Raw genomic sequence first — 13,059 nt, 5'->3', positions numbered from 1 at the left:
AGCCGATTGTCGATCAGTTCGCGGTCTGGATCATGTACAGCTTGCGCGTGGTTTCTCGGATGCGCCATTCGCCCTTCCACCCCTGGGGAAGGACAAGGAGATCGCCTGGACGAAGTTCGCGCGTCTCGCCATCGGCGCGGCGCACTTCCACCAGCCCCGAGATGATGTGGCAGATCTCCGACGAGCGCGAACGGTCGGCGGTGAAGCGGCCAGGCGTGCATTCCCAGATGCCGATTTCGACCGTTCCGTCCTGCGACTGGAACAGCGTGCGCACGGCCTCGACCTGGTCCCCTTCGATGGAGGTCGGCTTGGGCGAGAACTGACTGATCTCGGTCCTGGCGAGATCGTGGAAGGTCGAAAGATCGATCAAGTTGGGGCTCCATGGATTAGAGCAATTCCAGGAAAAGTGTGCAGCGGTTTTCCGTCCGGAATTGCATGAAAACAAACAGTTAGAGCCGTTCGGCGAACGCCGAGCCGCTCTAGTGGCCTGTGATGCGGTCGGCCAAGGCGGCAAGCTTCGAGGTTTGTGCCAGACCGGCGGTTTCGCGGCGGTCGGCGATGCTGTAGAGCTGGTACATCGCGTGCACGCCCAGCCATCGGAACGGCTCCGGCTCCCAACGCCTGACCGTGCGGTTGACCCAGGGCAGGCGCGCAAGGTCGGTGTCCTGGCCGAGGATCAGATCGGCAAGGGTGCGCCCCGAGAGGTTGGAGCTCGACACGCCGAGCCCGACATAGCCGCCCGCCCAGCCGATGCGGGTGCGGGGATCGAGGCCGACCGTCGTGCACCAGTCGCGCGGCACGCCGAGAACGCCGCACCAGGCGTGCTCGATGCGGCATCCCGTCGTCTGCGGCAGCAGGCTCGTCAGGATCGCATGCAGCTGGTCGATCGTAGCCTGCTGCGTCTGCCCGTTGACGTCGGTGCGCGAGCCGTAGCGATAGGGCACGCCGCGGCCACCCATGGTGATGCGCCCCTCGCGCGTGCGCTGGGCATAGCAATAGGCGTGCGCCGCATTGCCGAGAAGCTCGTGCCCATCCCAGCCGATCTCGCGCCAGAGTTCAGCTGACAACGGTTCGGTCACGATCTGGGCGCTGTTGAGCGCGAGCCAAGTCCGCTCCTCGCCGGGGATGCCGGCGGTAAAGCCCTCCGTCGCGCGGATGATGGTTTCCGCCCGCACCGCGCCACGGTCGGTCGTCACGCTGCCCTTGGCGATGGAAGTCACCGTGGTCTGTTCGTAGATCGGGACGCCCAACCGCTCGACGGCGGCGGCAAGCCCGCGCACCAGCTTGGCCGGCTGCACGCGCGCCTGGCCGTGGACGACAAAGCCGCCCATGACACTGCGGACGTTGATGCGCGCCCGCGTCGCGGCGGCATCCAGCATCTCGACGCGGCCGGGATCGACATCCCATGAGCGGATCGTCTCGCACTCCTCGCGCGCTCGTTCGAGCTGCGCCGGGTTGGTGGCCACCGTCAGATTGTCGACGCGGCGGATGTCGGCGTCGATGCCTTCCGCTGTCGCCACTCGGATCACTTCGTCGACGCAGCCCGCCATGGCCTTCTGCATCGCCATCACGCCTTGCCGGCTCGACGTCTTGAGATACTTTTCGCGCGACCAGCTGAAGCCGCCCGACAGCCAGCCGCCATTGCGGCCTGACGCGCCGAACCCGGCAAATTCGCGCTCGATCACCGCGACCCTGAGCGAAGGCCTCGCCTTCTTCAGGTAGTAGGCGGTCCACAGCCCGGTATAGCCGGCGCCGACGATCGCGACATCGGCTTCGATATTGCCGGGCAAAGGTTGCCGGGGAGCGGGAACCGCTCCCAGATCCGCATACCAGAACGATATGTCGCCGTTACGCTTGGCTTGCATGGAATGGCTTTCAGATGGGATCAGGTGAGTGTCGTGTCGGCCGTGCTGTCGTCGGCCAGCAGCTTGGCGTCGGCGCCGTCGAAGCAAAGCTCTACCTGTTCGCCCAGGCCAAAACTTTCGCCGGTCAGCGGCGAGCGCACGATCGCGGTCGAGCCGTCAGCGAGCCGCACTTCGTATTTCGATCCCGAGCCGAGATAGATGGCTTCAGCGATCATGCCCGACAGCCGGTTCGTGCCGCTTGCAACACCTTGACCGGGCCGGCCGATGGCTAGCTTTTCGGGGCGCAGCAGCATCACCGGACTGGCCTCGCCCGCGAGCCGCCTTGGCGCCGTCACCGTCTCGCCCGCGATCCGCAGCGCGGTGCTGGTAGCATCGCTTCGCGCCTCTCCGCGCAGCACCGTGGAGTCGCCGATGAAGCGGCCGACGAAGAGCGTTGCGGGCTCGTCATAGAGCTGGCGGCCGGTGCCGATCTGCTCGATGCGCCCGCGATTGAACACCGCGATGCGATCCGACAGCACCAGCGCCTCCTCCTGGTCGTGCGTCACATAGACGAAGGTGGTGCCAAGCTCGCGGTGAATGCGCTTGATCTCGAGCTGCAGCCATTCGCGCAGCTTCTTGTCGAGCGCGCCAAGCGGCTCGTCCATCAAGAGCAGCGGCGGATCGAACACGATGGCGCGGGCCAGCGCCACGCGCTGCTGCTGGCCGCCCGACAATTCGCTCGGATAACGATGCGCGAAGTCGCCCATCTTGACCATGTCGAGCGCTCTTGCCACGCGCGATTGCCGCGTCGCCCGGTCGATGCCGCGCAGCGTCAGCGGATAGGCGACGTTGCGGCCGACCGTCATGTGCGGAAACAGCGCATAGTGCTGGAAGACGACGCCGATATTGCGCTTGTGCGCCGGCACGCCGACGACGCTTTTTCCCCCGACCAGAAGCTTGCCGCTCGTCACATCCGTGAAGCCGGCCACCACATTGAGCGTCGTCGTCTTGCCGGAGCCGCTTGGGCCGAGCAGCGTCATGAACTCGCCGGGCTCGATCCGTAGCGAGACGCCGTCCAGCGCCTTGAAGTCGCCATAGGCCTTGGTGATGGACTCCAGGTCGATCGCCGCGCCTCTGCTCTCCTGCCCCGGGTTCATAGGCGTCCCTTCCGCTCGCGGCCAAGAAGAAGCATGCCGCCGCCGATCAGGATCGTGGTGGCGAAAAGCAGGATCGTACCGACGGCCGCGACCGTCGGGTCGGCGTCGCGCGTGATGGAGGCGAATATCTGCACGGGCAATGTCTTGAGGTAGGGGTTGGTGATGAACAGGGAGACGACGATCTCGTCGAAGGACGTGGCGAAGGCGAAGAGCAGGCCCGACAGGATGCCGGGCAGGATCAGCGGCAGCGTCACCGTGCGGAACGTGGTCAGCGCACCCGCGCCGAGGCTCGCCGCCGCTGTCTCGAGGCGCCTGTCGAACACTTCGAGATTGGCCGAGACGGCGATCAGCACGAAGGGAAGCGCAAGGATGGTGTGGGCAAGCACGAAGCCGAGCAGCGTTCCGACAAGCTTTGTGTCGAGATAGACGGCGTAGATGCCGATGGCAAGCACCACGCCCGGCACCACCATCGGCGTCAGCATCAGCATCCGCAGCAGGTTCGCCGGCCGCGCCTTCATGCGATCCAGACCAAAGGCCGCGAGCGTGCCGAGCACCGTCGCCAGCACCGCCACGATCGAGGCGACTTTCAGCGAATTGAGGAAGCTGGTCGACCAATCCGGGCTGGTGGCGAAATTCTGGTACCACTGCCACGAAAAACCTTGCGGCGGAAACGCCAGCGACTTGTTGGCGTTGAACGACATCGGCACGACGACGAGCGTCGGCGCCACGAGCCATATCGCGACCAGCAGGCAGACCAGTCCCAGCAGCACGCGGGTGAGCGGCTTCATCTCCATCAGCGCCGCCCCGCTTCCCGATGCCGCGACCGCATCACCGGCGCCGCGAGCGCCAGCAACAGGAAGGTGGCGGCGAGCAGCACCACGCCCATCGCGCCGCCCCTGCCCCATTGCAGCAGGCTGAGCACCTGGGACTGCACCAGCGTCGACAGCATGGTCGAGCGTGGACCGCCGAGCAAGGCAGGAGTGATGTAGAAGCCCAGCGCCAGGATGAAGACGATGATCGCGCCGGCATAGACGCCCGGCAGCGACAGCGGCAGGTAGACGGTGAAGAAGGCGCGGGACGGCCGCGCGCCAAGGCTTTCGGCCGCCCGCATCAGCCTGAGGTCGATGCCTTTCATGACCGAATAGAGCGGCAGGATCATGAACGGCAGCAGCACCTGCGCCATGCCGATCACCACGCCGGTCTGGGTGCGGATCAGGCGGACGCCGCTGAATCCGACCGACCGGAGCAGCGAATTGATGACGCCCGAATCCTGCAGCAGGATCACCCACGACAAGGTGCGCACCACCCCGCTCACCCAGAACGGGATCAGCACGCACAGCACCAGAACGAGCCGAACGCGCGGTCCGACCGCGGTCATCAGGTAGGCATAGGGATAGGCTGAGACGATGCAGACCAGCGTGACCCACGCCGAGATGGTGAAGGTCCGCTGGAGCACGGTGAGGTTGACGGGTGCGCCGAAGAACCAGGCATAGTTCTGCACGCCCCATTCGGGCTCCGACAGGCTGCGCAGCACGATGGTGAGCAGCGGATAGCCGATCACGGCGGCGAGCAGGACGAGGGCCGGCAGCGTGAGCGCGAACGGCTTCCATGCCCCTGCCGGCCGTCCGCCGGCAGGTTGGCTCGTTGGCTCGGACGCGCTCACGGCTTGCTTCTCTATCCGCCGCTTAGTTGCCCGCCATCAGCGCGGACCACTTCTCCTGCGCCACAGGGAAGTTCTCGACCCAGAACTTGATGTTCTGCTTGTAGCCCTGTTTCTCGCGCTCGGGCGTATTGGTCAGGAAGGCGGCGACGGAGTCGTCGACCTTGGGCTGCGCTTCGTTGTTGATCGGCGTGTAGGAGGTCTGCTGCGCCAGGATCTCCTGCGCCTGCTTGCCGAGATACGCATTGAGCAACGCATAGGCCGCGTCGGTATCCTTGACGCCGACGGGAATGGTCATCTGGTCCATCACCACCAGCCAGTCCTGCCAGGCCGGCGTATATTTGGCGCCGTTCTTGACCGCCGTCATGGCGCGGCCGGTCCACATCATCAGCATGTCGGCCTCGCCGGATTCGGCGAGTTGCTGGGATTCAGCGCCCGTCTTCCAGTAGATCGTGTCGGGACCAAGCTTGCGGATCACGTCGATGGCCTTGTCGATGTCTGCGACCGTCATCGCCTTCGGATCTCCGCCCGACGCCTTGAGGGCCTGTTCGAGCAAGCCGCCGGTCGGATCGCCGGAGCCGTCGAGGCCGCGCACGCCCGGGAACTTTTCTGTATTGAAGAAGTCGGCCCAGTCCTTGGGCGGGTTATCCTTGTACTTCTCGGTGTTGTACATCAGCACGACGCCATAGTTCATCGCCGGCACCGAGCATTCGCCGACCTGGCCCTCGGGAACCTTCGAGATATCGAGCTTCGAGAAGTCGAGCTTCTGGAACAGCTTTCCGCAATAGACGTAGGGCGGCAGATCCGCGGTGTCGACCACGTCCCAGGTGACGTTGCCGGATTCGACCTGGGCCTGCAGCTTGGCGATCTCCGTCGGTCCGTCGTTGAGCAAGGTGACGCCGGATTTCTCGACGAAGTCCTTCAGCGCGGCCGCCTGGCCGTCCTGGTAGATGCCGCCGTAGGAGACGAGCGTCAGGGTCTTGCCCTTGAGCGACCCCTCCTTGACCTCGCCCGCGACGGGCTTCTCCTGCGCGAACGCGGCGGTTGCCAGGGCACCCAGCACCACCATGGCGCCAAGACCCAAACCTTTCGTTTTCAGCATGACTGTCATTCTCCCATTGATGCCCGCGTTTGATCGGACCTACCTGGCCGCGAGCGGTTTCCAGGCCGTGTATTGGTCGAGTTCGGCGCGCGCCGAAGTCGGCGGCGCAATGATCCACATCACTTCGGCGCGGCCGCTGCCGATGTTCTCGCTGCGATGCGGGGTCGACGTCGCGTATTCGATGCTGTCGCCTTCCTCCAGGACATGGCGCGCGTCGCCGAGAGAGACCTCGACAATGCCGCGCAGCACGACGAGCATCTCGTGCGCGTCGCCATGCGTGTAGAGAGCCGAACCGGTCGAGCCGCCTATGTCGAACTCCCCGACATAGACTTCCATGTCGCTCAACGGGGGACGCGAGAGCAGCATCTTGCGGCAGCCGTCGCCAGGCGGCAGGCTGGGCCGCTCGCTGCGTCGCAGAACCCCGTGGTTCGCGTTCGCGTTTTCTTCGAACAGCATCGCCACGCTGACCCCGAGTGCCGAGGCCATCTGGTTGAGCGAGGCCGTGCTGGCGCCGGTCAGGCCGCGTTCGAGCTGGCTGATGAAACTGGCGCTCGTCCCGGTCATCTCTGCGAGCTCGCGCAATGAGAGCCTGCGGCCGAGACGGAGGCTTTTGAGCCGCATGCCCAACACTTGATGAGCAAGCGTCGCACCCGATGCGGCGCCGCCATTCTTTGCCAGAGCCTGGTCTCGATCAGACGTCTTGCCCATGCCGTCCTCCCAAACCTCACTTAACAGCTTGTACAGTACCACTGTACATTTGGCAAGTGGCGAGCGCGCGCGGCCGAGTCCGGCTCGCGCCGATGGGGATCGCCAAGCTTACAAGCTGAAGCATGTCAGGCGGAAAAGAGGGCTGGTCGGCCAGTCGGCACTGACGCGTCTGGCTAGCCCTCGCCGGACAGATCCCGCCGCGCCTTGTCGAGTTCTTCGGCATAGCGCCGCATCAGATGGCTTTCGGTCAAAAGCCCAAGCACGACGCGGTCGGCGAAATCCTCGACCACGGCCAGTTCCTCGGCGCCGGCGCGCTGGAAGGTTTCGGCCGCCGACTGGACGTTCATGGTCGGCACCAGAACCGCATCCTTGAACTGGGCAAGCGTCCGCACCGGCGTCTCGCCGTTGGACAGTTCGCTGTGCAGTTCGGCCACGATCAGCACGCCGACATAGTGCCGGCCCTCGTCCACCGCGATGACGCGTTGCGCTGAGCCGAGCGGGATTTCCTTGCGGAAGGCACCAAGCGTCGTCGAAGCGTCGATGGTGCGGACGTCCTTGCGCATCATCGAGCCGACGGTGAGGCTGCGCATCCAGCCGACGTCGTGCGCGCTGCGGATCGTCTCGCCGCGCAGATGGAAACGCCACGTCGAGAACGAGTAGCCGAAAGTCTCGCGCACCAGGATCGCCGCCATGATCGAGGCCGCCAGCACGACGCCGGTCAGCGTCAGGTCGCGCGTCGATTCCAGCGCCAGGAACGTCATGGTCAGCGGCCCACCGACGACACCGACGGCAAGCGAGGTCATGCCGACGACGGCGGCAACCGCCGGATCGATGCCGGTTGCCGGCGAGACGAAGGCCATCACCCCGGCAAAGATCTTGCCGAGCAGCGCACCGAGGAACAACGAGGCGAAGAACAGGCCGCCGCGAAAGCCCGAGCCCAGCGAGATCGCCGACGCCGCCAGCTTCAGCACGAAGACGCTGGCGACGACGGCGATGCCGTAATTCATCGCGAACTCGCGATGCAGGGCGCCATGGCCGCTCGATAGAACCTGCGGCGTGACCAGCCCCAGCAGTCCGACGAGAATGCCGCCGATGAAGGGTCGCAGCGAGGCGTCGATCGAAAGCCTGGCAAAGCCGCGCTCGATCAGGCTGACCAGATGCATGATGGCGATGGAAGCGGCGCCGCCCAGAAGCCCGAGTAGCAGAAACGGCAGGTATTGGCTGGCGGTGAGTGCCGGCAGGCCGGCGAGCTCCAGCGGAAAGGGCACGCCGCCAAAGACCTCGGCGGTCAGCGAAGCGCAGATCGCGGCGGTCATCACCGGCGCGACATTGGCGACCGAATAGATGCCGATGACCAGCTCGAACCCATAGAAAGCCCCCGTCAGCGGTGCATCGAAGGCGGCGGCGATCGCGCCTGCCGCGCCGCAGCCGACCAGGATACGCACGTCATTGCGACGCAGCCTCAAGGCGCGCGCCAGCCGCGACGCCAGCCCGGAGCCGACCTGCGTGTAGCCGGCCTCCAGTCCGACCGAAGCCCCGAAGCCGCTCGAGATGATCGTCTGCCCGGCGATGATGAAAGTGTCGGTGAGCGACATGCGTCCACCGTAAAGCGCGTTGGCCTCGATCGGATCGACCGGGGTGCGGAACTTTCGCTTCCGCAGCCAGACCACCGACAGACCGAGCAGGATGCCGCCGATCGCCGGGATCGCCGCCTGAATCGGGTCGGACAAGGAAAACATCGCCGACAGCCGGCCGCCCGGCTGGACCCCGAACAGCAGCCCATGCATGCCCTGCACCACCTGGCTCATCGCCGTGACCAGCACGCCCGCCATCACGCCCACGACACCGGCCAGGACGACGATCACGATGCCGCGCGCCTCGAGCAGCGGGATCGATCTGATCAGCACCGCGCGAAGCCGGCGGGCATAGACTTGAGGTTCGTTTCTGGAAAGCACCGGAACGGCTCGCCATAGAGCAAGAGGTGGAAGCTGCCGCCTGATACGCCCGGCAACACTGCGTGGCAATCGCAATGCCGACTGCTAGTGGCGCCATTTTGGCACCGGCGCGGCATCCTTTTCCCACCCCAGCAAAGCTCAGCCGCGCGGGGCCGGCATCACCGAGACTGTCTTCGATCGATCAGGTCGGCTTGGCATTGCCCGCTTCGTAGAGCATCAGATTGCGATCACCGATGCCGAGCGTCGCCCAGCTTGCACGCCAGTCCGCGATATGCGCCGAGCTGAAATGCGCGTCGAGCGCGGCGCGGTCGCGCCAGACTTCGGAGACGTGGATAAGCCCTGCGTCGAGGACATCCTGCGCATAGGAATATTCGATGCAGCCGGGCTCGGCGCGGCTGGCGGAGATCATCCGCTGCATGGCCGGTCTTGCCTCAGCGAGCTTGTCCGGCGGCAAACGGACCGTGCCGATGATCAGGAGCATGCGATTCCCTTCTTCTCTCAGGGCGCATTCTCCCACCCTCGCGCAAGCTTGGCCAGCTAGGCTTACAAGGCTGTCGCGCGCGGCAGGCTTATGATTTGAGGACGATTATGGCGATCAGCGAAAGCATTGCAGCCGGCACCGTTGCCAAGAACGGCCGCGACGTCTTCTTCGCCATCGGCATCGTCATCATTCTGGCCGTGCTGTTCCTGCCGATCCCGGCCTTCCTTATCGATATCGGCCTTGCCTTCTCGATCGCGCTGTCGGTGCTGATCCTGATGGTGGCGCTGTGGATCCAGCGCCCGCTCGATTTCTCGTCCTTCCCGACCGTGCTCTTGATCGCCACCATGCTCAGGCTGTCGCTCAACATCGCCACGACGCGCATGATCCTGTCGCATGGCAATGAAGGCACGCATGCCGCCGGCTATGTCATTGCCGGTTTCTCCAGGCTGGTGATGGCCAGCGACTTCGTCATCGGCCTCATCGTCTTCCTGATCCTGATCGTGGTGAACTTCATCGTCATCACCAAGGGCGCCACCCGTATCGCCGAAGTCGGCGCGCGCTTCACCCTCGACGCCATTCCCGGCAAGCAGATGTCGATCGATGCCGACCTTTCCGCCGGCATGATCGACGAAAAGACGGCGCAGCTGCGCCGCCGCGAACTGGAGGAGGAATCCTCCTTCTTCGGTTCGATGGATGGCGCCTCGAAATTCGTCCGCGGCGATGCCATCGCCGGCCTCATCATCACCGCCATCAACATCGTCGGCGGCATCGCCATCGGCTACATCCGCCACGACATGGGCATGGGCCAGGCCGCCGACGTGTTCATCAAGCTGTCGGTCGGCGACGGCCTCGTCACCCAGATCCCGGCACTCATCGTCTCGCTCGCCGCCGGCCTTCTGGTCTCCAAGGGCGGCACGCGCGGCTCGACCAACCAAGCGGTGTTCGGCCAGCTCGGCGCCCATCCGCGCGCGCTTTATGTCGCGGCGTCGCTGCTCGTCATTCTGGGTCTGATGCCCGGCCTGCCGCTGTTCCCGTTCTTTGCTCTTGCCGGCGGCATGGCCGGTCTCGGCTACATCATCCCGCTGCGCCACAATCGCGCCGTCGCCGCCGCCGAAGCGGTGAAGAACCAGGAAAAGGCGAACAAGGCCGAGGAAGAGAAGAACTCGGTCAAGGCATCGCTGGCCACCGCCGAGATCGAGTTGCTGATCGGCAAGCAGCTTTCGACAAGGCTGCTGGTGTCGCATCAGGAACTGGTCTTCCGCATGGGCAAGATGCGCAAGAAGTTTGCCACGCAATACGGCTTCGTGGTGCCGGAAGTGCGTGTCGCCGATGACTTCGCCATTCCGCCGAAGAGCTACCAGATCAAGGTCCACGGCACCGTGGTCGCCGAATACCAGATGCGCGTTGGCGAAATCATGGTGCTGCTCGGCACCCGCGACGTGCCGGAACTTCCCGGCGAGGAGATCCGCGAGCCGGCCTTCGGCATGCGCGCGTTCTCGGTGCTCGAAACCTTCGCCGAGGACTTGAAGCGCGAGAACTACACCTTCGCCGACAACATGTCGGTGCTGCTCACCCACCTCTCCGAGGTCATCCGCAACAACCTGCCGCAGCTTCTGTCCTACAAGGACATGAAGGCGCTGCTCGAACGCCAGGACCCTGAATACCGCAAGCTCGCCGACGAGATCTGCACCACGCATATTTCCTATCCGGGTCTGCAGGCGGTGCTGAAGCTCTTGCTGGCCGAACGCGTGTCGATCCGCAATCTGCACCTGATCATCGAGGCGATCGCCGAGATCGCCCCGCATGTGCGCCGCACCGAGCAGATCGTCGAGCATGTCCGCATCCGCATGGCGCAGCAGATCTGCGGCGACCTCTCCGAAGGCGGCGTGCTCAAGGTGCTGCGCCTCGGCAACCGCTGGGACCTCGCCTTCCACCAGAGCCTCAAGCGCGACGCCAAGGGCGAGGTGCGCGAATTCGACATCGACCCGCGCCAGCTCGAGGAATTCGGCCAGGACGCTACCAAGGCGATCCGCAAGCATCTCGAGGCAGGCGAGCGCTTCGTCCTCGTCACCGCGCCGGATGCGCGTCCCTATGTGCGCATGATCATCGAGCGCCTGTTCACCACGCTGCCGGTGCTGAGCCACGTCGAAATCGCCAAGGGCGTCGAGATCAAGGTGCTCGGGACCATATCGTGAGCGCGCTCTCGCAAGGCGTTGTGATCGCCGCCTTCCTCGCCTTCTGCCGCATCGGCGCCTGCTTCATGCTGATGCCCGGCCTGTCCAGCGCCCGCGTACCGATCCAGGTCCGGCTGTTCGTGGCGGTGGCCGCCACCGGCGGCCTGCTCGCCTTCCTCTGGGACCGAATCTATCCGTTCGTCGATCCGCGTCCGCAGATCCTGGCGCCGATGATCGTCTCGGAATTGCTGGTCGGCGGACTGATCGGCGCCATGACGAGGCTCTACATGGAGGCGCTGCGCTTCATGGGCTCGGCCATCGCCATGCTGATCGGCTATGGCGGCACCGGCGGGCCGGCCATCGAGGAGGCGGAGCCACAGGCGGCCCTTGCCGCCATCATCTCGTTTTCGGCGCTGCTTTTGCTGTTCGTCTTCGATTTCGACCATGAGATCGTGCGGGCGCTGGTCGCCTCCTACACCGTCGCGCCGGTCAATGTCTTCTTCAACCCGCAGGCGGCCCTGGTCGATCTCACCGACACCGTGTCGGACGCCTTCTTCCTGGTCATCCGCCTCGGCAGCCCCTTCGTCGCCTATGCCATCCTCGTCAATCTGACGATCGGCTTCGTCAACAAGCTGACGCCGCAGATCCCGGTCTATTTCATCTCGCTGCCCTTCGTCATCGCCGGCGGGCTGATCATCTTCTATTTCGCCATCGGCACCATGCTGTCGCTGTTCGTCGACGGTTTTGTCGACCTGACGCTCGCGCGGTAGGCAGATGACCACGCGCAAGGACCGCCTCAGGAAACTGGTCAAGGTGCAGGAGCAGCTGAAGGCGCTGCACGAAACCCGTCACGCGACATTCCTGACAACCGCCGCGGCCGCCGAAGCCGAAGCCAGGGAACTGGTCGAGCGTTTCGACGCCGACCGGTCGCTCGCCGGCCTGTTTCCCGACCTCTACCATCGCCGCATCGCCAATGCGCTGGTTCGCCAGGAGGCGAACCAGGAAAGCGCCAGGCAGGAGGCCGCGCTGATCGCCACGGCGACCGCGCGCACCAACATGGTCGAGCGTGCCTACAAGGACGTGCGCCGCCGCGACGAGCGCGAACGCTCCGACCGCGAGCGTCTCGACCTGATCGCCCAGAAGCGGGAACACGAGTAGCTGCGGAATTCTGCGTGGGGCTGAACTTCGAGCTGAGAAGCCTCAGCCGCCCGTCGCGGTCGTCTCGATAGGCTTGGCGCCGCCGATCCGCTCCCAGCGTTTGCCATTCCCCTGCGCCTGTCGGGCGAAGTAGCTGTAGGGAGTGCTGGACCAGTCACGGACGGAGTTCGTGAGATTGTCGAGCACCAGGTCGCCCTCGCTGGTGCGCACCGTCAGCACCGTGTGCCCATCGCCGGCGTAGCTTGCCACGGTCAACAGGAGCGCCGAAGCCGGCCAGCCGCGCCTCATCAGTTCAAGCTTCTTCAGGATCGCAATATCCTCGCAATCGCCAGAGACGGTCGGCAAGCGCCAGTCGTCGTCCTTGCCGACAGCGACACGATCGCTGAGCTCCGTGATGCGTGAATTGACCGATCGGTTCACCTGCTTCAATTCCGAGCTGAGCTTGGGCTGCAGGGCGACGACCTTCTTTCCGCCGGCCGTGCTGCACAAGCTGGGTTGTCGGCTACAGAACGAATAGAAGGCGGGCGGTGCGAACGCCTTGCCCTTGGTTTCCATGGTCGTCCCTGCCTGCGCAGCAAACGGGCAGGCAAACGACAGCAAAAATGCGATCAGCGCGACATCGCGTTTCACAATCAACGTCTCCGGTGCATGGATTTGAGGATGAGCGGGGCGGGTTAATGAGGGGTTTCTAAACTGCTCAATTTGGTCCCAAACGAGGCAGTCTCGTTAACAGATTAATACTTTCTAAAATAAGACTTGAGGTTATCGGCAGACAGCCAGCGTACTTCCAGCAAGAGGCCGCAAGGGCACGCGGAAATCG

General features: G+C 64.7%; 13 protein-coding genes. 3 read left to right on the top strand and 10 right to left on the bottom strand.

Annotated elements, in window-relative coordinates; all coding sequences use genetic code 11:
- Positions 1-13 precede the first annotated feature (13 nt).
- The 9 genes from DH08_RS03270 to DH08_RS03230 form a co-directional block, all read right to left on the bottom strand.
- Entirely contained in the window at positions 14-370 is a 357-nt protein-coding gene (locus DH08_RS03270) for a cupin domain-containing protein (RefSeq protein ID WP_192177874.1), read from the bottom strand.
- A gap of 109 nt (positions 371-479) precedes the next feature.
- Entirely contained in the window at positions 480-1,865 is a 1,386-nt protein-coding gene (locus DH08_RS03265; protein WP_192177873.1) for an NAD(P)/FAD-dependent oxidoreductase, read from the bottom strand.
- A 20-nt stretch (positions 1,866-1,885) separates the two neighbouring features.
- A complete protein-coding gene (locus DH08_RS03260; protein ID WP_192177872.1) occupies positions 1,886-3,001 on the bottom strand; it encodes an ABC transporter ATP-binding protein in 1,116 nt (371 codons plus the stop codon).
- On the bottom strand, positions 2,998-3,795 hold the full coding sequence (locus tag DH08_RS03255; RefSeq protein WP_192177871.1) for an ABC transporter permease: 798 nt from the start codon (positions 3,793-3,795) through the stop codon (positions 2,998-3,000). Before DH08_RS03255 ends, DH08_RS03260 begins: the two co-directional genes overlap by 4 nt.
- Entirely contained in the window at positions 3,795-4,664 is an 870-nt protein-coding gene (locus tag DH08_RS03250; RefSeq protein ID WP_192177870.1) for an ABC transporter permease subunit, read from the bottom strand. Before DH08_RS03250 ends, DH08_RS03255 begins: the two co-directional genes overlap by 1 nt.
- Positions 4,665-4,686: 22 nt before the next feature.
- A complete protein-coding gene (locus DH08_RS03245) occupies positions 4,687-5,763 on the bottom strand; it encodes an extracellular solute-binding protein (RefSeq protein WP_192177869.1) in 1,077 nt (358 codons plus the stop codon).
- 39 nt (positions 5,764-5,802) lie between these two features.
- Complete coding sequence (locus DH08_RS03240; RefSeq protein WP_192177868.1) at positions 5,803-6,471, bottom strand: helix-turn-helix domain-containing protein; 669 nt, start codon at positions 6,469-6,471, stop codon at positions 5,803-5,805.
- A gap of 173 nt (positions 6,472-6,644) precedes the next feature.
- Positions 6,645-8,426, bottom strand: coding sequence for a chloride channel protein (locus DH08_RS03235; RefSeq protein WP_192177867.1), 1,782 nt, complete (start codon positions 8,424-8,426; stop codon positions 6,645-6,647).
- 181 nt (positions 8,427-8,607) lie between these two features.
- The gene (locus DH08_RS03230; RefSeq protein ID WP_192177866.1) at positions 8,608-8,907 is read right to left on the bottom strand and encodes a putative quinol monooxygenase; all 300 of its coding nucleotides are present in this window, start codon (positions 8,905-8,907) and stop codon (positions 8,608-8,610) included.
- A gap of 107 nt (positions 8,908-9,014) precedes the next feature.
- Here DH08_RS03230 and flhA point away from each other — a divergent pair, with 107 nt between their 5' ends.
- Genes flhA through DH08_RS03215 form a run of 3 tightly spaced genes read left to right on the top strand, consistent with a single transcriptional unit; the run spans position 9,015 to position 12,239 of the window.
- Positions 9,015-11,102 carry a flagellar biosynthesis protein FlhA gene (gene flhA / locus DH08_RS03225; protein WP_006199411.1) on the top strand — a complete coding sequence of 696 codons (2,088 nt, stop codon included), beginning with the start codon at positions 9,015-9,017 and terminating at the stop codon, positions 11,100-11,102.
- On the top strand, positions 11,099-11,851 hold the full coding sequence (gene fliR, locus DH08_RS03220) for a flagellar biosynthetic protein FliR (RefSeq protein ID WP_006199412.1): 753 nt from the start codon (positions 11,099-11,101) through the stop codon (positions 11,849-11,851). The genes flhA and fliR overlap by 4 nt, the downstream gene beginning before the upstream one ends.
- Before the next feature lie 4 nt (positions 11,852-11,855).
- The gene (locus DH08_RS03215; RefSeq protein WP_192177865.1) at positions 11,856-12,239 is read left to right on the top strand and encodes a hypothetical protein; all 384 of its coding nucleotides are present in this window, start codon (positions 11,856-11,858) and stop codon (positions 12,237-12,239) included.
- A gap of 42 nt (positions 12,240-12,281) precedes the next feature.
- On the opposite strand, the gene DH08_RS03210 is transcribed toward DH08_RS03215, so the two are convergent.
- Positions 12,282-12,875: a transglutaminase-like cysteine peptidase gene (locus DH08_RS03210; RefSeq protein ID WP_210328514.1), complete on the bottom strand. Its 594-nt coding sequence runs from the start codon at positions 12,873-12,875 to the stop codon at positions 12,282-12,284.
- Positions 12,876-13,059: the final 184 nt, after the last annotated feature.

The organism is Mesorhizobium amorphae (assembly GCF_014843845.1).
GTDB classification, from domain to species: Bacteria; Pseudomonadota; Alphaproteobacteria; order Rhizobiales; family Rhizobiaceae; genus Mesorhizobium; species Mesorhizobium amorphae_A.
The sequence above is the reverse complement of the archived record's forward strand: the minus strand, read 5'-3'. Positions and strand labels throughout refer to the sequence as shown.